Genomic DNA, 25459 nt, shown 5'->3' with positions numbered 1-25459 from the left:
CAAATGTAGAAAGCGAGAATTATATACCAATAGCGCAGCAGCTAGTTTCACTCAATCCCGGCCCGTCAATCGGCCCATCAACCGGAGTGAGACATGAAAGCGATCGAACTGACTGCCCCGAGACTGGACGCGTTTCGCGCGGCCACCGTTGCCACACCTGAACCGCAGCGCGGCGAAGTGCTGATCCGGCTGCGCGCCGCAAGCCTCAACTTTGTCGACGTCGCGATAGCGAGCGGCAACTATCCAGGTCCGAGCTTTCCGCTCATTCCCGTCGTCGACGGCGCCGGCGAGATCGTCGGCATCGGCGAGGGCGTGTCGAGGCTCGCCGTCAACGACCGCGTCATCGCCCATGCAAAACCGCGCTGGGTCGGCGGCCGTCCGCGGCCTTATGAGACCAGAGAGATGCGCGGGCTGACACTGCCCGGCTCGCTCGCCGAATATGTGGCGCTGCCGGCCAATGCCGTCGTGCCGATGCCGGCGCATTTGTCCTTCGAAGCGGCAGCGACGCTGCCGATCGCCGGCACCACCGCGTGGAATGCGCTTCGCGCCGCCGATGCCGGGCCGGGGTCGGTCGTCGTCCTGCTCGGCACTGGTGGTGTCTCGATCTTGACCCTGCAGCTGGCCAAGGCTGCCGGCGCCACGGTCATCATCACCTCGTCGTCGGACGAAAAGCTGGCCCGCGCCAAGGCCTTGGGTGCGGATCATCTCATCAATTATCGTGAGACACCGGACTGGGACGCCAAGGTGCTCGAATTGACCGGCGGCCTCGGCGCCGACCTGATCGTCGAAACCGGCGGCGCGGCCACATTTGCCCGCTCCATCAATGCCACGGCGCCGGGCGGCACGGTGTTTACCATCGGCTTCGTCACCGGCGCCGAGGCCACCACGAACCTGCTGCCGATCATCATCAAGGCGCTCAAGGTAGTGGGCAACAACACCGGTTCGGTATCCGACCTGCGCGACGCGGCGCGCGCCATCGGCTCCGCCCATATCGATCCGGTCATCGACACGGTCTACAGCCAGCACCAGGCGACCGAGGCCTACGCCCACATGGCGGCAGGCGGCCGGCATTTCGGCAAGCTCGCGTTCAGCCTGTCGTGGTGAGCCTGAAAAGGAGCGCGGCTTTATTCCAGCTTGGGTTCCTCGCCCCACGAAAGTGGGGAGAGGTGGCTCGGCGAAGCCGAGACGGAGAGGGGACTGCGCCCTACGAAGGCCCCCTCTCCGGCCGCTTCGCGGCCACCTCTCCCCCGCATCGCGGTGGGCGAGGAACCCAGGTCTTGAGAGGAGATCGGCAGCCTCACCGCCTCCGCCTAAATCAGCTTCTCCAGCGTGATCGGCAGGTCCCGCACCCTTTTCCCCGTGGCGTGGAATACCGCGTTGGCGATCGCCGGCGCCACGCCGACGATGCCCAGTTCGCCGACCCCCTTGCCGCCGAGTACCGAGGAATGCGGATCGGGAATACCGACCGAGATAACCTCGATGTCTGGAATGTCGGCATTGGTGGCGATGAGATAGTCGGCGAGGTTGTTGTTGACGATGCGCCCATGCCGGCGGTCGACGACGCCTTCCTCTAGCAGCGCCTGGCCGATGCCCATGATGATGCCGCCCTTCCACTGGCTTTCGGCGAGCTTGGGGTTGTAGAGCCGGCCCGAATCCAGCGCCGACACCACGCGCGACACACGAACCGTGCCAAAATCCTCGTCGACGCGCACTTCGATGAAATGCGCGCACCAGCTGTGGCGGGAATAGTCGCCCTCGGTGTGCGGCAGCGCCATGGCTATGGTGGTGTAGTTCTTGTAGCGGTCCTCGACCGTCGAATTGGCCGGCATGGTGTCGCCCTTCGCCTCGATATGCTCGCGCCCGACGCTCCTGAGCAGTTCGGCGATCGAAACTTCAGGCCCGTTGCCGCGCGGCGAGGCGATGCGGCCATTGGCGACGACGAGCGTGTTGGCCTGCAGTTCGTGGAACGGCGAAGCCGGATCGCTGATGGCGAGCCCGATCAGTTGGTCGAGCGCGGCACTCGCCGCCTTGTGCACGGCACCCGTCATCACCCCGGCCAGCCGCGAACCGCCGGTGACGCCGGCGCGGGCATAGCGAGAATCGCCGAGCTTGACGACGACGTTTTCCGCCGGCACGCCCACCACCTCGGCGGCGGTCTGCGCCAGGATAGTATAGGTACCCTGTCCCATGTCGATCGACGAGCTTTCGACCTCGACCGAGCCGTCGGCGAGAATCCGCACGACCGCCTCGCCATAGGCGCGACGCACCGGATAGGTGCCGGCCGCGACACCCCAGCCGATCAGCTGGTTACCGTCGCGCATCGAGCGCGGCCGGGGGCTGCGCTTCGACCAGCCAAAGGCTTCGGCGCCGGCCGCGAAGGCCTCGCGCAGCTGCCGTGTCGACCACGGCTTCTTCGCATGCGGATCCTGCTCGGCATAGTTCCCGAGCCGGATTTCCAGCGGATCGATGCCGACCTCATAGGCGAGCTCGTCGATGGCGCTTTCGATGCCGAAAGCGCTCGGGTTCTCGCCCGGCGCGCGCAATGCCCCCGGCACCACCGTGTTGACCCGCACGACGTTCTGCCGCGACGAGAAATTCGGCGTCGCGTACATGACCGAGGTGACCGAGCCGAGCGGCTCGACCCACATGCCGTCGACCGAGGTCTCGTTGACGCCACGATGCACGATCGACTGGATCTGACCCTCTGCGTTGGCGCCGAGCGCCACCGTCTGGCGCGTCGCCGCCCGTCCGCCATAGGCGGTGAAGGTCTGCGGCCTTGTGACCGCCAGCTTCACCGGCCGTCCCAGCATTTTCGCGGCCGCCGCCGCCACCGCGCCGTAGCCATAGGCGAACGCCTTGGAGCCGAAGCCGCCGCCAATATAGGGCGAGACAAGGCGCACATTCTCGAACGGCACGCCGAACCATTCGGCATAGGTTCGCGCCATGCCATCGAGCCATTGGCTCGGCTCCCAGACCGTCAGCTGGTCGCCCTGCCACTTTGCGATCAGGCCATGCGGCTCCATCGGCGCCTGGTATTCGCGCGGCGTGTTGTAGGCGTTGCAGATCCTGACCGGAGCCGAGGCGAACGCTGTCTCTGCCTCGCCCCATTCCTTGGTCATCGCGTCGACCGGGATACCGTCGCCGGCCTTTGGATCGCTGAGGTCGACGATCGCCGGCGCCTCGTCATAGGCGATCTTGACCAGTGCTGCGGCCGCGACCGCCTGCTCGAAACTCTCGGCCACCACCGCCGCGACATGCTGGCCGCTGAAGGTGATGTCGCGCGCCAGCGGGCAATAGGTAACGGCCGGCGGCGGCGTGCCCAGCCAGTCCGTCGCGGTTCTCAGCGGCAGCATATTGTCGGGCGTCAGCACCAGCAGCACGCCGGGTGACGCCTCGGCCGCCGTCGTGTCGATGGAACGCACCCGGCCGGCGGCAATGGTGCTCTCGACCAGTACCGCGTGGGTCAACCCCTCGAGCTGATGCTCGACGGCGTATTTGGCAGCACCGGTGATCTTGGCCGGGCCGTCGACGCGCGACAGCCGGCCGCCGACCTGATCCGCGAGGACGGCACCGTCCGAAGCGTCGCCGCGTTTGGCATCGCCGGGTCTTGTTCTCAACTCGTGAACGGTCATGCCGTTTCTCCCATTTTTAGGATGGCGCGGGCGACGACGCGCGGCGCCAGTTCGATCTTGTAGTGGTTGGCGCCATGGTCGACGGCGCCCTCGACGGCGAGCAGGCTGGCTTGCCTGACGACCTCCGGCTCGAGCACTTTGCCTTTCAGCGCCTCTTCGGCGGCGTGGGCGCGCCATGGCTTGGTGGCGACGCCGCCAAGTGCGACGCGCAGATCGCGGATCGTCCTACCGTCGGCCTCGAATTCGATGCCGACCGCGGCACTTGCCGCGGCGAATTCATAGGACTGGCGGTCGCGGACCTTGAGATAAGTCGAGCGGCGGGCGGCGGCCGAAGCGGGAATGCTGATCGCGGTGATCATCTCGCCGGGCTCGATCGCATGTTCCCGTTCGGGCGTACTGCCAGGCAGCAGGAAAAAATCATCGACGGCGACCTGGCGGTCGCCGAGATGGACGATCGCGTCAAAGGCGACGAGTGCAACGGCCAGGTCGCCGGGATAGGTGGCGATGCAGGCCTCGCTGGTGCCGAGCACGGCATGGCCGCGGGTGACGCCGCCGATCGCCGAGCAGCCGCTGCCGGGCGAGCGCTTGTTACAGGCGGGGAAATTCGCCGGATCGCGGAAATAGGGGCAGCGCGTACGCTGCATCAGATTGCCGCCGATCGTCGCCATGTTGCGCAGCTGCGCCGACGCCGCCTGCCACAATGCTTCCGAGACGGCGGGGAACCTGCTCTTGATATCGGCATGATCGGCGACGCTGCTCATCCTGGCCAGCGCGCCGATCGTCGCGCCCCGGTCATCGACGGCAATCGTGTCCAGTCCCTTGAGATGGGTGATGTCGACCACGGTCTCGGGTTCGGCAACGCCGCATTTCGCGAGATCGACAAGCGTCGTGCCGCCGGCCAAAAGCATGGCGCCCGGCAGTGCTGCTGCCTCACGGGCTGCGTTGACGGAGCCGGCGCGGAGATAGGAAAAATCCCTCATGATGTGGCCTCCACGGCCGCCTGGCGCACGGCGGCAACGATATGCGGATAGGCGCCGCAGCGGCAGAGATTGCCGGCCATGTATTCGCGGATCTCCTCATCGGAGCCGGCATGGCCCTCGCGGATGCAGGCGACTGCCGACATGATCTGGCCCGGCGTGCAATAGCCGCACTGGAAGGCGTCCTGTTCGAGGAAGGCGGCCTGCACCGCATGCAGCGTGCCATCCTCCCCGGCAAGCCCTTCGATGGTGGTGATGTCCCTGCCTTCAGCCTGAGTGGCGAGCGTCAGGCAGGCCAGCACGCGCTGGCCGTCGATATGCACGGTGCAGGCGCCGCACTGGCCCTGGTCGCAGCCCTTCTTGGTGCCGGTCAGGCCGAGATGGTCGCGCAAGGCGTCGAGCAGCGTAACGCGCGGCTCGATCTCCAGCTCACGTCGATCTCCGTTGATTTGAAGTTGGATTGGAGTTCGGGTTTTGCTTGTCATGGGGCGTCTGGCTCCAGTTGCTTGACGCGGGAGGGGTTGATCTGGCGCTCGGCCGGCGAGCGGCAAGGTCAGCTTATGGCTAGGTAAAGGCTAATCTCCCCCTTGCGGGGGAGATGCCCGGCAGGGCAGGTCCGCTTGACTTGGTGCGACCTCCGGGAGGGCCGCGGCTTGCGAGGTCGAAAGACGTGACATACCCGATCCCGTGATTACATGATAAAGGCGCTCCACAAATCGGAGGCGCCTCCGCTTATTACCTAAGGGCCTGCTCCGCCCTGTTCAAGCCCCGGATCGAAATTGGAGAAATTGGAGAAATTGGCAGGGCAGCCAGCCGTCATGCCTGGAGACAAAAAAGCACCACCGGCCCAAGCCGGTGGTGCTCTCTGGACTGTCTGTAGGGGCAGGACAGTCCAATGATCCTGAGGGGATCGTGCTCAACGTGGGCTCATTTTTGCCCCACGGCATCGGCCGAACAGATGAGGAGTGCCGGCCGCGAGGAAATATCCTCCGTCGTCATCCACCGGCCGTGCACCGGAGGCGGGCAAGATGCCTCGCCTGCCGGAACGCCGGCCCAGACTCGATCCTGTGATTATATTTACTTGCGATTATATTTGTCGGAGACGTAACGAAGGTGGAAGCGTCTCCGTTCTTGAAACGGGACCTGCCTATTCGGTTATGCTTCGGATCAACACTGGAGAAAAAATTGGCCGCGGAGCCGCCCGTCATACCTGGAGACAAAACCGAAGCCGCCGTTGCAAAACCGCTGCGCGCCGATGCGCAGCGCAACCGTGACGCGCTGGTCGAGGTCGCGGCAAAAGCCTTTGCCGCGCATGGCGTCGATGCCTCGCTGGAGGAGATTGCGCGCCAGGCCGGCGTCGGCATCGGCACGCTCTACCGGCATTTTCCAACCCGCGAGCACCTGGTCGAGGTGGTCTACCGGCGCGAAGTGGAAGGACTGTGCCAGGCGGCCGACGAGCTCGCTCGCGATCATCCGCCCGACATGGCGCTCGAACAATGGATGCAGCGCTTCGTCGACTACATCGCCACCAAGCGCGGGCTGTCGACAAGCCTGCGCATCCTGCTCACGACCAACTCAACCCTGTTCTCCGACGTTTCGGGCAGGGTCACGCTCGCTTTGCGGCGGCTGATCGATGCCGCGGTCGCCCACGGCTCGATCCGCGGCGACGTCGATGCCTCCGACGTGCTGCATGCGCTGGGCGGCATCTATTCGGCCCCCGACACCAAGGACTGGCGCCACCGCTCGCGCCGATTGGTGTCGCTGCTGATGGATGGGCTGCGGTTTGGAGCGGCCAAATCCGGCCCATCCAAGGAATGACGAATGCAGTGACTGTCCTTATTTCAGCGAGATGCTCATACCGCTGAGATCGGCATTGACTTGCAGGCCTACCTGCCTGCCCGTGAGTTCGAGTTGGGCACCCTTGTCATTGGTCATGACGATCACCTGGGCCCCTTTGCCGAGCGCGCCGCCACCGCCCGCTGCACCGTACACCCCCGTCACATCCCGGGCGCGGCGTATGTGGCGCACGGTACCTTTGAAATAGGTCTTGGAGGCGCCGAAGGCGAGGCCGCCCGAGATGCCGCCGACCGAGATGGGATATCGGCGACCATGGAAGGTCAGTGTGCCCTCGCCTCCGGAGCCGCCGATGAAAAAGGCCGCCTTGTAGATGGCGAAGCGGATCGTACCGCTGTCGGCATGCGCGACGCTGGCAAAGCTAACTGCCGCCGCAGCGATGACCGCAACCGCGACTGAACGAAATCTGGACGAAATCTTCATGATGAGAACTCCTCAAGATCGCAGCATGCCCAGCCGGCCGGGCACGTCGGCGTCGTATCAAAGTCATAGCTGAACAGTCTCGCCCGTCATTGGTTCCAAGCACCCGGCCTGAATCCGGCTGCGAGAAGACCGCTACGAAACGAGGCGGATGGCGAGCATAGTCCTGGCTGTAAGAACAGTGGCCGAATGGTGGGGATCCGTCGCCGGCGCCCTACGAAGACGTAGGTGTTGAAGCGGAATGGTATTAGTCTGCGCTGTCTGGGGTTTCGGGGAGCGCGGCAAAAGAATGGATTTGAACTCGGGCTATGGCTACCTGCTGATCGGCGGCCTGATCCTGGTCGGTGCCGGGCTCCTGGTCCTTTCGCTGATCGTCAATCTTCGCGTGGCGCATAGTGTGCGTGACGACGTACGCCATCGTGAAAAGCTGCTGGAATATTATCGCAATATCTTTTCGCAGCTGGGCGTGATCCTGATCGGGATTGGCGTGTCGCTTTTCATCTTCTTTTTTCAGCAGAATTATCAGGACCAGCGCAAACGCGAAACGGAGCTCCAGCAGGTTCTCGCCAAACTGGCGGCGCGTATTGCCCGCGGCAGCGCTGTCGTGGAGGCCCTCGGCGAATTCGATGCGCTGCTGGATGATGGCGGCGCCTATGTCAGTCCCGAACTCGGCGGCAACAATGCCGCCGTCAGCGCCCACGGGACGGCGCTCGCCAAGCAGGTTTCCCAGATCCTTCTGGTCGAGCGCGACGTCGATGTTCAGGGATTCGATATTCTCAATCTGTCACGCGATTTCGAAGCATCGTTCGTCGTCAACGAGCTCAACCCCACGCTATGGTTCAACATCGTCCGGGACGAGAGCGACATCAAATATGCCACCACCCAGATCGCCTTGGATTACAAGGACCTGCAGGATGCGATCGGCGGCGAGCCGATCGAGGTTGCGATCGCCAATCCCGAAAAGGAGCGGAAGATCAAGCAGGAGGTGCTCGACGTCTTTTATGATGCCGACCTCCTGCGCCAGCGCAGCAGGCGGTTTCTCGGCCGCGCGTGCTGGCTTTTCAGCAAGGGGCGCGGCTTCGTCAAGCTTGCACCGGCCAATGAGATCGAAGCCGATGCCAGATCGCACCAGGAATGGATCGACCGGTCGAAACCCTTCCTGACGCAGGCGGCATCGGGCAGCGGCGATTGCTTCAAATTGCTCCGGTTCGGCCCGGCATCCTGAACCGGCAAAGGCTCCCTGATCGCCGGTGGCTAATCCCCCACGCGCTGCAGCGTGCCGAGATGATTGTCGTTGAGAAAATCAATGGTCACGGCCGACGCCTTGCCGTCGGGGCCGACGGCAAAGCTGACGGCCGAGGGCCTGTCCGGCATCTCGGCATCGGGGAAGGTCACGAAGAGGTCGCGGTCGAAATGCTTCAGTGGATAGGACCGCGCACCGGCGGGCCCGACCTGGAGGACGAGAGCCTCTCCTTCGCCCGACACAATAGCATCGCCGATGAAGTCGTTGAAGTAACGGCCGGCATAGGCGCTGGCCGGCCCGGCCGGACTTGCCGGAGAGGGCGGCGCGGCATAGGTGGCCTTGGCCGCCGCAATCGCAGGGCCGAACATGCCTGCATAGATATCATCCCATGCCTTTACCTTGTCCTTCCCCAGCGTTCCGTCGAAGACGAGATCGGCGAAGCTGTCGGACAGTCCCTCCGGCACGCCTGTCGGAAAGGCGTTGGCGATGACGACGATGCCAAGCTTCTCCTCGGGAAAGAGCATCACCAGACTGCGTGCGCCGGCGCTGAAGGCGCCCGCATGACCCCAGATCGGCCCGTGCCGGCCGAATTCGACATTCCAGCCGAGGCCATAGAATGCCTCGCCTCCGGAGACGGGGTTCTTGCCGCGAACCATCAAGGGAATATGTGTCTGGTCCAGCGCATCCGCGGTAATGAGTCTCTTGCCGGCATAGACCCCGTTGCCGAGCACAAGGCGCATCCATTGCGAGAGATCGCGTGCGGTGGAACTGACGCCGCCTGCTGGCGCCTGCGCATCCGGATAGCGCTGGACCTTCGCTGCCCAGGCGCCATCGATTTTGACGTGGAGTTCGGCACGATTGGCGTGCTTGATGAAGTCCGAATGACGCGAAGTGGTCGAGGCCATTCCAAGCGGGCGGTAGAGCTTCTCTTCGGCGACCTCTTCCCATGATTTGCCTGTCGGCTTCGCGGCCGCGACGGCACCCTCGGTCAGTCCGAAATTACTGTAGGAATAGCCGGCACGAAAGCTCGATGACGGCGACACGAACCGCAGGCGGCGCAGGATCTCCGCGCGGTCATAGCCGATGTCCTCGAGGTCGTCGCCGGCGGTGCCGGGAAGCCCGCTGCGGTGCGCAAACAGGTCGCGGACCGTGAGTTCGCTGGTCGGATAGGGCTGTGCGAGCCGGAAAGCCGGATCGAGGTCGGCGATCTTGGAATCCCACGAAGCAATCCCGTCGCTGACCAGCGCCGCCACGACGGTGGCGGAGACCGGTTTGGAGAGCGAGGCTATCTGGAAGACCGTGTCCGCATCGACGATCTCTGGTTTTCCGGCTTCGCGATGGCCGAACCCCCTGAGGAAGATCACCTCGTCGCCATGCACGACGCCGATGGCCAGACCGGGCACGCTACCATCCGCGACGACGCCTTCGGCGAGTAACTTGAGCTTCGCAAGGGCCGCGGCGATCCTGTCGGGTGGGATGGTATCGGCCGACGCCGCTTTCGGCAAAAGCACCATGATTGCGATGAAGGCCAACATCCTCCAACGGAGGTGGTTCCGGTTTGTGAATACCCGCATGCTCGGCCCCCTCCGCTTCACCGGCGTGCACTATCGCAGGCCGACGCAGGGAAGGCCAGCCTCACGCTCGACCCGCAATCCATTGACGGATGTCCGCTTCACACCAGTCGAAATTCAGACAGCCGCGCCTGAGCTAGGATGCAGCGCGCAGGCGGAGGCGCCGCCTGCTGACGCGGGCCTTCTCCGCCACCGCGGCGGTGATCTCGACCACGCCGTCTTCACGCGGTCTGGCGTTGGTGACCTTGTGGAGCCGCTCGTAGGGCAACAGTTCCTTGACCCGGGCTTGAAGCGACGCGACTTCGGCTCGCAGATCCTCGCATTCCTGCCTCTGGACGTCGAACTGTATCTGTTCGGAAGCCTGCTGCAGGGAAAGCTGCGAAAAATTCGCGCTGACCGCGGAAAGGTTCATCTTGTCGTTTTCGCTCTCCTTCATGAGAGCGGACAATTTTTGCTCGACAATTTGCTTTTCCGCCACCGCGTCGCTCGCTTGAGCCTTGAGCCTGGCGATCTCGCTGGCGGCTTCGCTGCTCTGGTTGGAGGCGGCCTCCAGTCGCGATCGGAGATCCTCGATTTCAGAGCGCAAGCCGGTCATCTCCGCGACACCGCGTGCAAGCTCAGCTTGCCTGTCACCGTCCCTGATGCGGGCCGCTTCCGTCATTTCCGATAGCTTCGCCTGCGCCATATCGAGCGATTTCTGCAGCCGCATCTCCTCTTTCTCGCTCTTGCCAAGCGCGGCCAGCAGTTCCGAAACCTGGGCGGCGTCATTGGCATGGACAGTCGAGAGTTCGTCCAGCCTGTGCCGGGCCTCGGCCTCCCGTTTCAGCGCCTTATCGAGGTCGATTGACAGGCTGACATGTTTCTCCCGCAGCGTCTCGTTCTCGCGCGAGCGTCTGTTGGCCTCGACGGCTCTGGCCGAGAGCGTTTTGACAAGCTCGCCGAACTCGGCCTCGCGTTTTGCGCTCGCATTGCCTGCCACGACGAGTTCCAGCCTTGCCGCAGCCAGCGCGCCGCGAAGTGCTTCCTTGTCCTCGACCAGGCTCGCCTCGTGCTGCTGCAGGGCCTCGATAGCGCTGTCGCGCTCGCGCTGCTTTCTGGTTGCTTCGTGGAGCTGTTCGGACAGCACTCTTTGTTGCGCGGTCAGGCCGGTATTTGCCAGCTCCAATTCGTTGGCGCGAAGAATGTCGCCGTGGAGGAGTTTCAGGAATTCGCCCGTCAGATGATGCGAGGTCGCGATCTCCGACAGTTTCGCGTTGATTTCCCCCAGATACTCCTGCGCGTCGTGAAAAAGCCCATCGACCGCACTTAAGGCAGCCAGCCGGGTTTGCGTATGGGGGGTCAGCCGTCGTGCGGTCTCGAAGGCATCCGCATTGGCCTCAAGTTGCGAGCTGTCATCCGTTGCCGCGAGATTCTCATCCGACACCGTCTCATCCGGCACGGTGACGTCGTTCAACGGCGACTGATCGTCCACGTTGAGACATTCGCTAAACGCATCCGCCAAATCGGTTTCGAGCTCCTTGAACGCCCTCTCCACAGTCTCGGCACGCTTGATCAAACCTTTGAAATTCATGACCGAATATCCCTCTCGTGCAGCGCCGTTACGGAGCGGACTTTCAACACTTGACCCTCGCCTCCCCCGGATGCGGGTTCATCTCCTGACATGCGCTCTGGCCGACGCACGCTAGGGACAGGCTTGGCCACTGTCCTCGTGTGTTTGAATGACGCAAAGCCGTGTTCTGCCGCGCACCATACCCGAGCCGTTGGCGCCGCTCGCAAAATGCCCACTCATTTCACCCGAAACGGATATGAAGCGGCGCAAGCATGAGGATCGCCTGGTGACTGTTGTAAGGATCGGGCGAGCGCCTCGGTGCTCTGCAGCAGCTACAAGTCACACTCGGACGAGGCGCGTTACGGCCGGGAGGCCTGACCTAATAAATGATTGTGTTGAATACGTTTCGCTGATTAGCTGCTGTGCATTGACCAGGGACAAGACCGATAAATGTTGTCCCGGGAGGACCGCGATGCCGGTGCTTGAGGTTCGCCACGTCTCCAAGAATTTCGGGGCTATCCAGGCCCTGACTGACGTCAGCTTCCAGGTGGAGCGAGGCGAAGTCGTTGGTCTGATGGGGGACAACGGGGCCGGCAAATCGACGATAGTCAAGACCGTGGCCGGGAATTTTCCTCCGAGCGACGGCGAAATTGTAGTCGAGGGCGAGGTTTGCCACTTCCACCAACCCATCCAGGCCCGCGCCAAGGGGATCGAAGTCGTTTATCAGGACCTGGCGCTCGCCGATAATTTGACAGCCGCGCAGAACGTCTTTCTGGGCCGCGAGATCAAGAAAGGCTTCTGGCCGATCAGGATTCTTGACAAGCAGGCAATGATCGACCGCTCGGCAGCGCTGTTCAAGGAACTCAAATCGGAAACCCGGCCGCGCGACCTTGTCAGGAAGATGTCGGGTGGGCAGCGCCAAGCGGTCGCCATCGCGCGGACCCGGCTTTCGAACGCCAAGCTGGTGTTGATGGATGAACCGACGGCCGCCATTTCCGTACGCCAGGTGGCGGAAGTGCTTGAATTGATCCGACGCCTCAAAGCGCAAGGGGTAGGCGTCATGTTGATCAGCCACCGCATGCCTGACGTTTTCGCTGTCGCAGATCGAATCATCGTGCTCAGGCGAGGCTCGAAGGTTGCTGACAAGGACGCCGGCAACACCTCGCCCGAGGAAATCACCGGACTGATAACGGGGGCCATCCGTGGCGAATAGTGCTCGGGAGTCAGTTAGTGTTAGGGAGTCAGTCGGGGAAACCGGCCGGCCGGCCATGTCGGACTTCGTCTCGACCAACGAAAAAACGGCTCTCCAACGTGTGCTTTCGAGTCAGCCCTTCTGGGTGATGATCGCGCTCATCGCTCTCGTCATTTTGATGACAGCCATGGAACCGAGCTTCGGCACCTCCGAAAACGTCGCCAATGTGACGCGCAACTTCGCACCTTTCGGCATCATGGCCCTCGGCATGACGATCGTGATCATCACCGGTGGCATCGATCTGTCGGTCGGCTCGATCATGGGCCTCGTGGTCATCGTCGCCGGTCTGTTCCTCACTTGGCATTATCCCTGGTACGTCGCCTTCGCCATGGGCCTTTTCTCCGGTCTAGCCTGCGGCGCGGTCAACGGATTCTTTGTCGCCTATGTCGGGATGCCGTCCTTTGTGGTCACCCTCGGCATGCTGTCCGTCGCGCGCTCGCTGGCGGTCGTATTCTCGGCCAACCAGATGTTCTACCAGTTCGGGCCCGATGCTCCGATCGTGAAGGCGATCGGTCAGGCGAAATGGCCGCGGCATGGACCCGAGGATTGGGCACCGCACTGGATACCAGAACTGTCATCGCAGTTCTGGACCATGGTGATCCTGGCCCTGATTGTCGGATTCGTGTTCAATTTTACTGCCTGGGCGCGGCATCTCTTCGCCATCGGCGGAAATGAGGAGGCGGCACGGCTCACCGGCGTTCCGGTCAATTGGATTAAATTCCAGGCCTATCTTTTCTCGGCTTTCACTGCCTCGCTCGCCTCGCTCCTGCTCCTCGGCTACAACGGCTCGGCCATCAATGCCATGGGCCAAGGCTATGAGCTGCGCGTTATCGCTGCGACAGTCATTGGCGGCGCCAGCCTCATGGGCGGCGCCGGCACGGCCTTCGGTGCGATCATCGGTTCGGCCTTTCTCGAGGTGATCAGGAATGCGCTGCTGATGGCCGGCATCGATTCAAACTGGCAGGGTGCCTTCGTCGGCGCCTTCATCGTTCTTGCGGTTCTCTTGGGCATGCAAACCGGCGGCAAATCGATTCTCGCCGCGTCGCTGGCAGTCTTGATGCCCAAAAAACGCCGCTAGAAACCCGCCGGCGGGAGGCCCGCGGGATCACACCAAGGAGGAGAACGTCACATGAAAAAACATCTGCTCACGGCCGCCGTCGCGCTTGGCGCAATGGTGCTCGCCGTTTCCGGCGCCCAGGCGAAATACACCTTCGCCCTCGTGCCGAAGAACATGAACAATCCTTTCTTCGACCAGGCACGCGACGGCTGCAAGAAGGCCGAAGCCGAATCCAATGGCGCTGTGGAGTGCATGTATATCGGTCCCGGCGAACATGGCGGTGGCGACGAGCAGGTGCAGATCGTGCAGGACCTCGTGGCCAAGAAGGTGGACGGCATCGCCGTGTCGCCATCGAACGCCGCGGCGATGGCGGTTGCGCTGCAGGCCGCCAAGGAAGCCGGCATCCCGGTCCTCACCTGGGACTCCGATCTCCTGCCCGAAAACAAGGATCTGCGCGTTGCCTATATCGGCACGCACAATTATGAGATCGGCGAGAACCTCGCCAAGCTTGTCATGCAGATCAAGCCTAAAGGCGGCACGATCTGCATCCAGTCCGGCGGCGCCGCGGCGGCCAACCACAACGAGCGCATGCAAGGCATTCGCGATACGCTTTCGGGCACCAAATCGGCGGCCTCGCCCGGGGATCGGCTGACGGGCCAGAACGGCTGGACCGAAATCGAAGGCTGTCCGCTCTACACCAACGATGATTTCCCGCTTTCGGTGCAACAGTTCGAGGATATCATGGCGAAAAACCCGAACCTCGACGCATTCGTCCCAACCGGTGGCTTCCCGCAGTTCATCCCTGATGCCAACCGCGCCGCGGTCGGACCGTACAAGGACAAGATCGCCTCGAAGGCCCTGGCCCTTGTCGTTGCCGACACGCTTCCGGTACAGATCGACCAGATGAAGGAAGGTTTCTCCCTTGGCCAGGTCGGCCAGCGGCCGTTCGAGATGGGCTACAAGACGATGATGGCGCTGAAGGACATGAAGGAAGGCAAGGCTCCGCCGGCCGACCCGACCTACACGGGCCTCGATGTCTGCACTCCGGAGACAGCCGACACCTGCGTCGCCAAATAGTGCTTTTGGGCGGGAGGAAACTCCCGCCCTTTTCATAGGGGATCTCAATGCCGGAATTGTTCTCGCTCAAGGGCCGTGTCGCGTTGGTCACGGGTGCCTCGCGTGGTCTTGGTTTTGCCATGGCCAAGGCACTTGCGGAAAACGGCGCGACGGTGATCGTCAATGCCCGCGACATGGCCGCCCTTTCCGTAGCGGCCGAAAGGATCGGTGCAGAAGCCCTGCCGTTCGACGTCACCGACGCGGCGATCTCAAGGGCGTCGCTCGAAGGAATCGTCGAACGCCACGGCCGCCTCGACATTCTGGTCAACAACGCCGGCATCCAGCATCGTAAACCGCTGGTCGAATGGGAGGACGAGGATTTCGACCATGTGGTTGCCGTCAATCTGTCGGCTTGCTTCCGCATGATGCGCGACGCGGTGCGCCTGATGCTGCCAAACAAGTTCGGGCGCATAATAAACACCGGATCGGTCGCAGCGATCCTTGGCCGTCCCACCATTCACGCCTATGTGGCGGCAAAGGCGGGCCTGCACGGGCTGACACGCTCCACTGCTGCTGAGCTGGGCCGTCACGGCATCACCGTCAACGCGATCGCCCCCGGCTATTTCGCCACCGAGCTCAACACCGCACTTATGCGCGACGAGGCCTTCACCAAATGGGTCGAGGCACGAACCCCCGCGGGCCGCTGGGCCCAGCCTGAGGAGCTCGGCGGAGCCGTGGTGTTTCTCGCCTCCGACGCTGCCGGTTACGTCAACGGGCACGTGCTGGCGGTTGACGGCGGGCTATCGGTTTCCCTGTAACCGGCAAACTGCGTTGAGGAATTTCAACCGGGCGACACTGTGCCGGCAGGGTGTGTCTGCTAGCTAGCCGCTTGAAATGACGAGTTGCTGCATCTGCTGCTGGCCCGGGTCCTCTACGCGGACGCCCACGCCAGACGATTGGATGACGCGCCGTATTGCAGCCGCCGACTTTCGATTCGCAACGGGTTATTTCGACGTCTGGCGGCATCGGTGCTTGATGCCGCCAATATTTCATTCCACACACCGGTCACGATGACGGACGAGATACGGGATCAGCGCCAGGTATTCAGGTGGGCCTTGCCTGCCTCCGCGGTCCTGCATTTGCTCGCCGCCGCGCTTCTTTTGTCCGCACTGCCGGTGTCGCCCCCGCAACCGCAGAAGGAGCAGGCCATCGGGGTGGATCTGGTGCCACCGCCCAAACCATCGGAGAAAGCCAAACCTCCGCCTCCCGCGAAACCGGCCAAGCCCGAAAAGCCGCCGGAAGCAAAGATCGAGACGCCGGCGCATCCGGAAGCCGACCCTCAGAGGCCCGTCTTCCAATTCGGCGAGAAGGACGCTGGTCCTCGCAAGTCTCTGGACGGCAACAGTGCGGAGGATGGTTCGCAGTCACCGGCGGCGCCGCAAGATCCGGATAAACAGGAGCTTGCGCAGCCAACTGCCGTGACAGCGGCCGAAGGGAAGGACCAGGCTGCGCAGCCGGCCGCGGCCCAGCCGCCGAACCCAAACTCGACCGGTGTCGCCAAAGCCCAAAGGCCCTTGAAGCTTCAGGAAGCGAAGAGATTGTTCTCGAAAACAGCAACCGGTGATCCGGTAGCGACAACCGCCATGAGAAATGTGCCGCGCGCCGTGCGGATCGGTCAGCTCTGCAACACGGAGCTCGCACAGCAATTGGTGCACGCGTCGCCCCCCTATTTCCCAGACAGCTTGCTTGAGTATCGACTGAAGGCCGGCACGGTCATGAACGTCGCCAGTGCGCCGTTCCCTGCAAACGGGCAGTGGTACGATCTGAGTTTTCGCTGCGAGGTCGATCCGGACGCGACGAAAGTCGTGTCGTTTGCCTTTCGTGTTGGAAATCCGGTGCCGCGCAGCGAATGGAAGCGCCGCGGGTTGCCCGCCGAATAGGGGGTCGAGGCCACGGAGGCTGGCTGTCCGGCGCCATCAAATCCGGCCGGCGATGTCTTCGCGCGCCCCGGGTGACCGAACCAACACACGCCAAAAGTGGCTTTCGTCAGCGGCCGCCGAAGTCTAGCATACGGCTTTGGGAGGAGGGTTCGATGACTTCAAGTTTCAACGTTCACCATGCTGCCGGCTATGAGCAGCTCATGGGCCGCTGGAGCCAAAGGCTCGCGCCGCTGTTCATCGGCTTCGCGGGCCTTAAGGACGGCGAAACGATCCTCGACGTCGGTTGCGGCACCGGCAGCCTGACCTTCGCGCTCGTCAAGGCCGCTGACCTCAGTGAGGTGGCCGCGATCGACTTTTCGGCCGTTTTCGTCGAGGAGGCAATCCGGCGCAACACCGATCCGCGGATAAAAATCCGCCAGGCGGATGCCTGTGCCCTGCCTCTTGAGGACGGCGCGTTCGACCGTGCCTTGGCGCTGCTCGTGCTCCATTTCGTGCCCGAAGCCGGCAAGGCAGTCGCCGAGATGCGTCGCGTCGTGCGGCCGGGCGGTGTGGTCGCGGCGACGGTATGGGACCATCTCGGCGGCATGCCGGGGATGCGCATGATGATCGACACGGTGGCGGTGCTCAGCGAAGGCGGACGCCAGCTGCGCGCCCGCTATTGCACCCAGCCGATGATGCAGCCGGGTGAAATGAAACGGACCTTTGTCGAGCAGGGTCTCCGCGACGTTACGGAGACCGAGTTGATGATCCGCATGGACTATCAAAACTTCGACGATTACTGGGCGCCGATAGCCGCCGGCGAAGGGCCGCTCGGCAAGTATGTAGCCACGCTCGACGCGGAAGAGCGGGCGCGCACCGACGCCGCCATGCGCGACGCCTACGAGGCCGGCCGGCCCGACGGCCCGAGGTCCTTTGCCAATGTCGCCTGGGCCTGCCGCGGCGTCGTTGCCTGACATTGGCGCTAATGCATGCCGCGCAAAAGTGGGCAGCGGTTTTGCGGTAACGACATGCATAACAAAGAACCTAAAGCGCGTCGCATGAGGCCGATCGAACGCGATGCGCTTTAGCCGATCCCGTAGACCAGCCCGACGCGGCCGTCCGACAGCTGTTCGACCTTGCGCAGTTCGAGCCCACGACGATTTTTCGCCGTCCCAAACAGCGGCTTTCCTTCACCGGCGAGCAGGGGATAGACGATCAGCCTGAGTTCATCGACCAGCCCGGCATCGATAAGGCTCGCGGTAATTCGGGCGCCGCCCATAAGGTAGATGTCCTTGCCGGGCTGCTGCTTGAGGGCAGCAATGTCCTCAAAATTCCGTACGAAGCGCGTCTTTGGCCAGGCCGCCGAAGTCATTGTGTTCGACAGCACATAATGCGGGGTCTGCGCGGCGAAACGGGCCCATTCGAGCTCGGCCGGCTTCGGCAATTTGCCGGTCATCGGCAGCGGCTTGTCGGGCTCGTTCTGGATGGCGCTCCAGTAGCGCTCGTAGCCGGCATACATGACGCTGCCAAGCAGGCAGGCGTCGATTTGCGGCGTCAGGCCGTATTCGTCCGACCACGCGTCGACCCAATCGGCGTAACCCTCTGGGCCCTCCATTTTGCCGTCGACGGAAATTTTCATTCCAGTGATCAATTTACGCATGACTTCCTCCATCAGGCTTGCGGGATGCAAGCACGTTTCATCAGTTCATCGTTGCTTCGTGTGACTGGCGGCGACCTCAGGGATGGCCGCCGCGAGTTACATCAGGCCGGCAGGCGGCGGTCGTATTCTTCCCGCAGGCGGCTCCAGCCGTCCCAGAACGAGGTCGGTGTCTTGCCCGCCAGGCGGGCGGCCAGCAGGTCGAGGTGTATGTGCCAGCCGGCAGTGATGTTGAGCTGGATTGCACGTTCCGGCAGGCGCCGATGGACGACGGTGAGCAGCACATCGCTACCCTTCGCCTCCAGCAGGAAGGAGACGCCGCCGGTATTTCCCCAGGTGATGGAAAGCTTGCGCGGCGGATCGAGTTCGGTGATCCGGCCCTCCATCCGGTGCTCTTCGGGAAAGCCCGCGGGGCGCTGGCCAGGCGGGTCGGTCAGCTCGTCGTTACGCCAGACGAACTCGAACGAGCTGCCCGCCTTCATTTCCATCTGGCCCGCGGCCATCCATTGCCGGCGCAGGTCACTCTCGGTGAGATAGGCCCAGATGCGCTCGATGGGGCCGGGCAAAAGGCGCTGGATGGTGAACGTGGCGGGCTCGCTCAGCTCGCCATAGGCATCGATGGTTCTCATCTGATTCATTGCTCGTCTCCTTCTTTCGGGTTGGGCGATTTCCTGGGCTCATTCTGGGCTTTGCGTGCGTCCTCTTCGCGAAGAAGGCGTTCGAGAACATCGAGACGCCCCGTCCAGAAGCGCTCGTAGAAGCTGAGCCACTGATGGGCGCTGGCCAGCGGTCCGGGGGCTAGTCGGCACAGATGCGTGCGGCCCCTCACCTCTCGACGAATAAGTCCTGCATTCTCCAGCGCCTTGATGTGCTTGGAGGCGGCCGCGAGCGACATCGCGAAGGGTTCCGCCAGCTGGCTGACCGTTTTCTCGCCATCGGCGAGATCGCGAAGCATGTGCCGCCGGGTGGCGTCACCAAGGGCGTGAAAAACCGCGTCCATCTGGGGTGTCTCTAATTCAACCATGTAGTTGAATATAGACGCACGCTTTGAGATAGTCAACCGTTCGGTTGAATAATTGGGGGAAAACCCTGCTATGGCAGATTCAGCAGAATTTCAGAAATCTTCCGGTACGCGCCCGTTCTTTGGCTTCATTGTTCTCAAGAAAGAACCGGATGAGGTCGACCATGTCACTGAATGAGAACACGCGCCAAGCCGCCCGGCAAGAACTCCTGGAATTTGCATCCACCGTCATGGCTGCGTCGCCTTGTGCGCCCATGCCTGGAACAATGTTCGAAATGCTGGAGATCATGGCCATGGAGAGGCGGATGACTTCCAGCCAAAGTAAAGGCGAACCAAATTCTTCTGATCCCTTGACGTCCGCGCCGATTGAGACCCCAATCAGGCTGCGTTTGGTCGAGCTGGTCAGATCGGCATTCAATGTCGCGAGAAAACCCAGGGAACGTACCACTGGCACTTGGCAGTTGCGAGCTTGATCTTGCCCGCGGGCTGCTGCTGCGCGACGGGAAACCTGTTGCACTGCGTTCCAAGGCGTTTGATCTGTTGACCTATCTCAGCAGGAATGTCGGGCGTGTCGCGACCAAGTCGGAACTGATGTCCGCGGTGTGGCCCGATGTCTTCGTAACCGAGGACTCACTGACGCAGGCGGTCAGGGAGTTGCGAAAGGCGCTGAACGACGAAAGCCAAACCATTATCCGCACGGTCGCCAAACGCGGCTACATCCTCTCTCGTCTCGAAGCGCCAAAGCAAGAGCGCGCTGGACAGCCGAGCGTTGCGGTGCTGCGTTTCACCAATGAAGGTGCGCCGGAAGACACCCCTCTGGTGGACGGCTTTGCCGAAGACATCGTCAACGCGTTGGCTCGCTTCGGAACGGTCGTCGTGCTGGCGCGCAATTCCGGCTTTGCATTCGTCTCGGATTCGGCTTCCGATTGGCGTGCCGTTGGCGCCAGCCTTGGCGCAACCTATCTGGTCCGCGGCAGGGCGACTACTCGCGCAGACGGGATGCGGGTCACTGTCAGTCTCACTGCCGCCTCGACGGGTGGAGTCTTGTGGAGCGATACCTTTTCTGCGTCTGGCGGCCAGATCTTCGACATGCAGGAAGAAATCGCTCGCCGTGTGGTGAACCGGCTGGTCGCTCGGCTCGACGACGCAGGTGTCAAGCAGGCAACCCCAAAGCCTCCCGACAGTTTGGCTGCATACGAGCTTCTGCTGCGCGGACTGGCCCGTCTGCGCGGTTATAATGATGATGACAACGAGGCTGCGCGCGGTCTTTTCCAGGCTGCGGTCGACAAAGACCCGGCCTATGCACTGGCGCATTCCTACGTCGCGCTCGCCGATCTCATTATCGGTGGCTATGCCGAGGCATCCCCGGCATTGCTTGGTTCGGTGATCCACCGCGCGGAGTGTGCGGCGACCTTGGCGCCGGAAGAGCCACGCTGCCATCGCGTACTCGCCCAGGCTTTCATCTCGGCCCGTCAGTTCGATGCGGCTGAACATCACCTTCAACGCGCGCTCGACCTCAATCCATATGACGCCGATACGATTGCGCAAATGGGGTTCTTGCTGACGATGAGAGGCAGGCCTCTTGAAGCACTCGCGGCGGTTGACAATGCGATACGGATCAACCCGATCCATCCAGACTGGTACCACTACGATCGCGCCATCGCGCTATACTCAGTCGGAGATTACAAGGCCGCGATTGTCAGCATGTCCAAGGTCCCCTCGAAGACGCCCTGGCGACTTACAAGGCTGGCGGGGTGCCACGCGCAACTCGGCGACCTGGAGGAAGCTCAGCGCATCATGGCAGAGGTCAAGCGGATAGCGCCTGACTATTCGCCACTGGAGTTTGCGCAAACCGGGATTGCCTTCGAACATGCGAGCGACGTTGAACACCTCGTTGCCGGCGTCGCCAAAGCACTTGCGGCTTATGAGGCCGGCCTGGTCGGCGGCCTGCCCGGACATCGTGAGTAGCACCGCACTTATCGCGAAGGGCTGACGAGCCTTCCGGATTGGAGGATTACCTGCTTCTCGTCAGGTAACCACAAATGGCAACTGCAACCGGGAAGCGGAAGCTTCACTTGCCTTCGAAGAAAGTATGAATCGAGACTTCCAGCTTTTCGATAAGCTGAGGGTTGTGGCAACTGCCAGCCCAGATCAGGGCGTTTAGCCTCATCTCTTTGTTGATAAAGCTCACTTTCCCAGAATCCAGCAGGTATTCCGCGATCTCGTAGTGCCGCCCCTTGATAGCCTCGATGAGCGCGTTGTTTCTCCCCGTCTTGTCGGTCAGTTTTATTTCCGCGCCATTCTCCACGAGCAACTTGACGACTTCGAGATGCCCGTTCTTCGCCGCCTCGATAAGAGCCGTTCTGCCGTAGTAGTCAGCTCGCGCGTTGATCTCTATTTGGGGGTGTCTCACGAGGACTGAGATACACGCGTAATGTCCCTTGGCGGACGCAAGGCTCAAGGGCGTGCTCTTCCACTTGTTTCTGGAATTCACGTCGATTTCCGGGTCTTCGATCAGCACCTCGACCACCGCTGTGCGGTCATTGAGGGCTGAAAGGTGAAGTGCAGACCAGCCGCCGTCGTCCGACTGATTGATGTCGGCGCCAGCCGCCAATTCCGATCGAACCGCCTCCGCATCGCCTTTTTCTGCCGCGACCAGCAGGGGAGACCAGTCTCTTGCCCCTTCGGCTTCCAAGCTGTTGGTCAACGCAGTCGCCTCCTCGGATAGTCGGCAGAATACCACAGAATCCGCGATAGTGGGGTCGTCCTGTGTAGGGTTCTCTGGCGCCCGTGGGTCACAGAGCGCTGTCGGCCCGAAACGGAGGATCAGCGCTTCACGTCCGTCTCCTCACATTCTCCTGATATCGACTGGCTTTCGCGGCCATCCAGACTAGATAGAGCCTGCGCCGGGCGGAACGATGCAGAAGGACCTGAACATGCCTGAACAGATTACCCTGAATAGACCTGAACAAATCAGATTGAACGACGGCTCCGCCATTCCGCAAATCGGCCTCGGCGTGTGGCAGGTCGATCCAGCCATCACCGCCAAGGTGGTGCGCTGCGGAATCGAGGCCGGCTACAGACTGATCGATACCGCCGAAGGCTATCGGAACGAAGAAGGTGTCGGGCAGGCAATCCGCTCGGCCGGCGTGCCGAGAAGCGAGTTGTTCATCACCTCGAAACTGCGCAACGGCGCGCATCAGCGCGACGCCGCCTTGCGCGCCTTCGACGAGACGATGAGCAAGCTCGGCATCGAGCAGATCGACCTGTTCCTGATCCATTGGCCGGTGCCCAGCCAGGACAGATATGTCGAGGCCTGGAAGACGCTTATCGAACTCAGGCAATCAGGCCGGATCAAGTCGATCGGCGTTTCGAACTTCAACCACGACCATCTCGAACGGATCATCGGCGAGACCGGCGTCACGCCGACCGTCAACCAGATCGAGCTCCACCCCCGCTTCCAGCAGCGTGACAGACGCGAATTCCATGACAGGCACAACATCCGCATCGAGAGCTGGAGCCCGCTGGGCAGCGGCCGGCTGTTGAGCGATCCGACGCTTGAAGGCATTGCCAGGAAACACGGCAAGTCGGTGGCGCAGACGATCGTCAGGTGGCACCTTCAGGAAGGGCTGATTGTCATTCCAAAGTCGATCCACCAGGATCGGATCGCCGCCAATTTCGATGTCTTCGATTTCGAGTTGGAAGCGAAGGACCTCGAGCTTATCCGGTGCATGGATTCGCCCGACGGCCGCACCGGCCCGAACCCCGCCACGGCCGCATTCCTGTTCTGAGGGCCGACCGGGACGTTGGCATTCCTTCACACCCCCCTCTGTCCTGCCGGACATCTCCCCCTCAAGGGGGGAGATCGGCAGCTTCAATAGCCGCGCCCTTCTTGCAGCGTCGGAGATTAGCGAAGGCCGCGATGCGGGCCAATTTCCCCCCTTGAGGGGGAGATGTCCGGCAGGACAGAGGGGGGAGATGTCCGGCAGGACAGAGGGGGGTGCTGTCCCGCCAGCGATCAAGACTACCCTTCTCGCTAGCCTCATATCCCCGAGCCATCCACCAGCGGCACATCTTCCCCTTCCCAGGGGCTCGGCATCGATCCCTTGCTGAGATTGGCCGACGGCAGCGGCATCCAGCACTTCAGTTCGGGTTCGGCATATTCGACGATGCGTCCTGGCGACGAATCGGAAGCGCGCCAGCCTTCGCTGCCGAACTGATCGGCGCGGGCCCAGTAAGCCATGTCGACCTCGGCCGGCCCCTGCTCGGATGGCCGAACCGTGACAAGGATTCTGCTGCCGTCCCTTGGCGCGCTCGACATGTGGCGCCACTGAGCGGGCTCGTCCATTGCATTTCCTCCTGCGATCTTCGCCTCGCACGGATAGTCGCTTCGCGTTCGGAAGCGGTCAACCCGAACTTTTTTGCCTGAGACAAAACCCCTGCCCCGTCGTCGCGGAACAAGTCATGGCGCGCCGGGTTTGGGCAAGTTGTTGAAGGAAGCAAAATGAGACCAGCGCCGCGACCGATCCTTATCATTGTTGCATGGCAGCCCGCGCCTTTCGTTCGCAACCCGGTCCGGTCGCAATGAGGCAGGCCGGTTCCGATCGTTCCATCCCACCTGAGGAGAGGAAAGGCGGCATAGGCCGAGCGCTCGGCCTCGGCCTGATAACAGGGGCGGCCGACGACGATTGCTCCGCGATAGGCACCTACGCCAGTGCCGGCGCCCGATTCGGACCCGACCTGCTTTGGACGGCTCCGGTGACGTTGCCGATGATGTATGTGGTCGTCTACCTGTCGTCGAAGCTCGGCCAGGTATCCGGGCGGGGATTGTTCCACGTCATCAAGGACTTCTATCCACGGTGGCTGCTTTGGTCCGTGCTTTTGGGGGTGCTCATTGGAAACACCATTGAGGCCGCGGCGGATCTTGGTGGAATGGCGGCCGCGATCAACATGTTCGTACCGCTTCCCATTCCGCTGATCGTGCTGTTCGTGGCCGCCCTCATCTTCGCCCTCCAAGTCTTCGGCTCCTATACTTTGATCCGTAACATCTTTCGCTGGCTGGCGCTGGCGCTGCTCGCTTATGTCGGTGCCGCCATTCTGGCCAAGCCGGACGCCGCGGCGGTGCTGCGCGGAACGCTGCTTCCCAAGATCGAATTCAACCGTGAGTTCCTGTCGATCCTGGTCGCCATCATCGGCACTACGCTGTCCGCCTATCTCTACACGTGGCAGTCCAATGAGGAGGTCGAGGAGGAGATTGCCCAGGGGCGAACGACGCTCAGCCAAAGGAAGGGCGCCACCGACAGCGAACTCCGTCGCTCTCGCCGGGACATCCTCATCGGCATGATGTTTTCAAATCTCATCATGTATTTCATCATCCTGTCGACGGGTGCTACGCTCTACAAGGCGGGCCACCACGATATCGACACGGCTGCACAAGCCGCGGAGGCGCTGCGCCCGCTCGCTGGCCAGGCCGCAAGCGTTCTGTTCGCCGCAGGCGTGATCGGCGTCGGTTTCCTCGCGGTTCCTGTCATGACCACCGGCGCTGCCTATGATGTTGCACAAGCCATCGGCTGGAAAAACAGCCTGCACGCCCGGGCTCGAGAGGCACCCAAATTTTATCTCGCCATCGGCTTTTTTACGGCGATCGCCGCTGGCCTTAACTTCCTCGGCTTCAATCCGATGAAGGCGCTGGTCTGGTCCGGCATTGTTCAGGGCTTCTCGACGCCGCCTTTGCTGCTGCTCATCATGCTGATGACGAACAGCCGCAGGATCATGGGCGACCAGGTGAACAGCCGGAGCACCAACATACTCGGTTGGACAACGACCGCCGCCATCTTCTCGGCGACGATCGGCCTGGTTGCAACCTGGTTCATGTGATCGGGCGGAAGCAAAGGGACGCCGCCGGTTGGATTACCCGTTCCCGCTTACGGACTGTCCCAGCTTTGCCGATCTTGGAAACTCCACAACGTCTCCGCGTGGCCGCTTGTATTGCGCTGCGACAATTGCATCGATCAAGAGATCCAGAGCCGCACGAGCCGTGCGGCTCGTCTCGTCGTCGCCGCTCAAATAATGGCAGGCTCGTTCAAGATGGAGGTGTGCGGCGGCAAAGTCGCTTGTCATCGGCTTCTCCCTGTTGTCCGCCGGCAGGCAAGATGACCGCCCCGATTTACCCAAAAGCAAATATCCACAGCCGGATTTGAATCAAATTGGACTGACTCGCTGCATGCCCGCGGGACAAGGTGCTGGCAGGC

The 25459-nt window shown here is 62.4% G+C and carries 24 protein-coding genes; 12 read left to right on the top strand and 12 right to left on the bottom strand.

The genetic code is table 11. The features are described 5' to 3' along the window. Nucleotides 1-93: 93 nt before the first annotated feature. Nucleotides 94-1104: a zinc-dependent alcohol dehydrogenase family protein gene (locus NKH23_RS12495; RefSeq protein ID WP_352977353.1), complete on the top strand. Its 1011-nt coding sequence runs from the start codon at nt 94-96 to the stop codon at nt 1102-1104. Between the two features lie 206 nt (nt 1105-1310). Here the strand turns inward: NKH23_RS12495 and NKH23_RS12490 are convergent, their stop codons facing one another. From NKH23_RS12490 to NKH23_RS12480, 3 genes are read right to left on the bottom strand one after another with little or no spacing between them, the layout of a single operon-like run. Next, entirely contained in the window at nt 1311-3632 is a 2322-nt protein-coding gene (locus NKH23_RS12490; RefSeq protein ID WP_352915593.1) for a xanthine dehydrogenase family protein molybdopterin-binding subunit, read from the bottom strand. After that, nucleotides 3629-4612, bottom strand: coding sequence for an FAD binding domain-containing protein (locus NKH23_RS12485; protein WP_352915590.1), 984 nt, complete (start codon nt 4610-4612; stop codon nt 3629-3631). Before NKH23_RS12485 ends, NKH23_RS12490 begins: the two co-directional genes overlap by 4 nt. Next, nucleotides 4609-5094, bottom strand: coding sequence for a (2Fe-2S)-binding protein (locus NKH23_RS12480; protein WP_352915588.1), 486 nt, complete (start codon nt 5092-5094; stop codon nt 4609-4611). The genes NKH23_RS12485 and NKH23_RS12480 overlap by 4 nt, the downstream gene beginning before the upstream one ends. A gap of 700 nt (nt 5095-5794) precedes the next feature. Between NKH23_RS12480 and NKH23_RS12475 the strand changes: the two genes are divergently transcribed. Further along, complete coding sequence (locus tag NKH23_RS12475) at nt 5795-6427, top strand: TetR/AcrR family transcriptional regulator (protein WP_352915585.1); 633 nt, start codon at nt 5795-5797, stop codon at nt 6425-6427. An 18-nt stretch (nt 6428-6445) separates the two neighbouring features. Here NKH23_RS12475 and NKH23_RS12470 read toward each other — a convergent pair whose 3' ends face one another. Further along, entirely contained in the window at nt 6446-6886 is a 441-nt protein-coding gene (locus NKH23_RS12470; RefSeq protein ID WP_023677323.1) for a lipid-binding SYLF domain-containing protein, read from the bottom strand. A 286-nt stretch (nt 6887-7172) separates the two neighbouring features. On the opposite strand from NKH23_RS12470, the gene NKH23_RS12465 reads away from it, so the two are divergent. After that, nucleotides 7173-8108 carry a hypothetical protein gene (locus tag NKH23_RS12465; protein ID WP_352915582.1) on the top strand — a complete coding sequence of 312 codons (936 nt, stop codon included), beginning with the start codon at nt 7173-7175 and terminating at the stop codon, nt 8106-8108. Nucleotides 8109-8137: 29 nt separating this feature from the next. Here the strand turns inward: NKH23_RS12465 and NKH23_RS12460 are convergent, their stop codons facing one another. Continuing rightward, nucleotides 8138-9661 (bottom strand): serine hydrolase, encoded by a 1524-nt coding sequence (locus tag NKH23_RS12460; protein ID WP_502908342.1) that lies wholly within the window; start codon nt 9659-9661, stop codon nt 8138-8140. Nucleotides 9662-9833: 172 nt separating this feature from the next. Beyond that, the gene (locus NKH23_RS12455) at nt 9834-11267 is read right to left on the bottom strand and encodes a coiled-coil domain-containing protein (RefSeq protein WP_352915577.1); all 1434 of its coding nucleotides are present in this window, start codon (nt 11265-11267) and stop codon (nt 9834-9836) included. Nucleotides 11268-11718: 451 nt separating this feature from the next. On the opposite strand from NKH23_RS12455, the gene NKH23_RS12450 reads away from it, so the two are divergent. From NKH23_RS12450 to NKH23_RS12425, 6 genes are all read left to right on the top strand, one after another. Then, the gene (locus NKH23_RS12450; protein ID WP_352915575.1) at nt 11719-12459 is read left to right on the top strand and encodes an ATP-binding cassette domain-containing protein; all 741 of its coding nucleotides are present in this window, start codon (nt 11719-11721) and stop codon (nt 12457-12459) included. 55 nt (nt 12460-12514) lie between these two features. Further along, nucleotides 12515-13576, top strand: coding sequence for an ABC transporter permease (locus NKH23_RS12445; protein WP_352915572.1), 1062 nt, complete (start codon nt 12515-12517; stop codon nt 13574-13576). 51 nt (nt 13577-13627) lie between these two features. Further along, nucleotides 13628-14632: a sugar-binding protein gene (locus tag NKH23_RS12440; RefSeq protein WP_352915570.1), complete on the top strand. Its 1005-nt coding sequence runs from the start codon at nt 13628-13630 to the stop codon at nt 14630-14632. Between the two features lie 47 nt (nt 14633-14679). Continuing rightward, the gene (locus NKH23_RS12435) at nt 14680-15429 is read left to right on the top strand and encodes a glucose 1-dehydrogenase (protein ID WP_352721107.1); all 750 of its coding nucleotides are present in this window, start codon (nt 14680-14682) and stop codon (nt 15427-15429) included. Between the two features lie 84 nt (nt 15430-15513). Further along, the gene (locus NKH23_RS12430; protein WP_352721105.1) at nt 15514-16551 is read left to right on the top strand and encodes a DUF930 domain-containing protein; all 1038 of its coding nucleotides are present in this window, start codon (nt 15514-15516) and stop codon (nt 16549-16551) included. Between the two features lie 152 nt (nt 16552-16703). Then, on the top strand, nt 16704-17504 hold the full coding sequence (locus tag NKH23_RS12425; protein ID WP_352721104.1) for a class I SAM-dependent methyltransferase: 801 nt from the start codon (nt 16704-16706) through the stop codon (nt 17502-17504). Nucleotides 17505-17614: 110 nt separating this feature from the next. Here the strand turns inward: NKH23_RS12425 and NKH23_RS12420 are convergent, their stop codons facing one another. The 4 genes from NKH23_RS12420 to NKH23_RS12405 form a co-directional block, all read right to left on the bottom strand. Continuing rightward, nucleotides 17615-18190, bottom strand: a complete 576-nt coding sequence (locus NKH23_RS12420; RefSeq protein WP_352721102.1) for a dihydrofolate reductase family protein — start codon at nt 18188-18190, stop codon at nt 17615-17617. Between the two features lie 101 nt (nt 18191-18291). Then, nucleotides 18292-18825, bottom strand: coding sequence for an SRPBCC family protein (locus tag NKH23_RS12415; protein ID WP_352721100.1), 534 nt, complete (start codon nt 18823-18825; stop codon nt 18292-18294). Then, nucleotides 18822-19211: an ArsR/SmtB family transcription factor gene (locus NKH23_RS12410; protein ID WP_352721098.1), complete on the bottom strand. Its 390-nt coding sequence runs from the start codon at nt 19209-19211 to the stop codon at nt 18822-18824. Before NKH23_RS12410 ends, NKH23_RS12415 begins: the two co-directional genes overlap by 4 nt. Before the next feature lie 79 nt (nt 19212-19290). Continuing rightward, complete coding sequence (locus NKH23_RS12405) at nt 19291-19725, bottom strand: hypothetical protein (RefSeq protein WP_352977351.1); 435 nt, start codon at nt 19723-19725, stop codon at nt 19291-19293. Nucleotides 19726-19748: 23 nt separating this feature from the next. On the opposite strand from NKH23_RS12405, the gene NKH23_RS12400 reads away from it, so the two are divergent. Next, a complete protein-coding gene (locus NKH23_RS12400) occupies nt 19749-21176 on the top strand; it encodes a winged helix-turn-helix domain-containing tetratricopeptide repeat protein (RefSeq protein WP_352977350.1) in 1428 nt (475 codons plus the stop codon). Nucleotides 21177-21279: 103 nt separating this feature from the next. Here the strand turns inward: NKH23_RS12400 and NKH23_RS12395 are convergent, their stop codons facing one another. Next, nucleotides 21280-21915, bottom strand: coding sequence for an ankyrin repeat domain-containing protein (locus tag NKH23_RS12395; RefSeq protein ID WP_352915562.1), 636 nt, complete (start codon nt 21913-21915; stop codon nt 21280-21282). A 229-nt stretch (nt 21916-22144) separates the two neighbouring features. Between NKH23_RS12395 and NKH23_RS12390 the strand changes: the two genes are divergently transcribed. Beyond that, nucleotides 22145-22999 (top strand): aldo/keto reductase, encoded by an 855-nt coding sequence (locus NKH23_RS12390; RefSeq protein ID WP_352721094.1) that lies wholly within the window; start codon nt 22145-22147, stop codon nt 22997-22999. Between the two features lie 251 nt (nt 23000-23250). Here the strand turns inward: NKH23_RS12390 and NKH23_RS12385 are convergent, their stop codons facing one another. Then, entirely contained in the window at nt 23251-23556 is a 306-nt protein-coding gene (locus tag NKH23_RS12385) for a hypothetical protein (protein WP_352718268.1), read from the bottom strand. A 236-nt stretch (nt 23557-23792) separates the two neighbouring features. Between NKH23_RS12385 and NKH23_RS12380 the strand changes: the two genes are divergently transcribed. Continuing rightward, nucleotides 23793-25085 carry an Nramp family divalent metal transporter gene (locus NKH23_RS12380; protein ID WP_353015641.1) on the top strand — a complete coding sequence of 431 codons (1293 nt, stop codon included), beginning with the start codon at nt 23793-23795 and terminating at the stop codon, nt 25083-25085. The last annotated feature ends 374 nt before the right edge of the window (nt 25086-25459 follow it).

This window comes from Mesorhizobium sp. M1328 (assembly GCF_040318075.1).
GTDB lineage: Bacteria > Pseudomonadota > Alphaproteobacteria > Rhizobiales > Rhizobiaceae > Mesorhizobium.
This window is presented reverse-complemented; position numbering and strand designations above follow the sequence as displayed.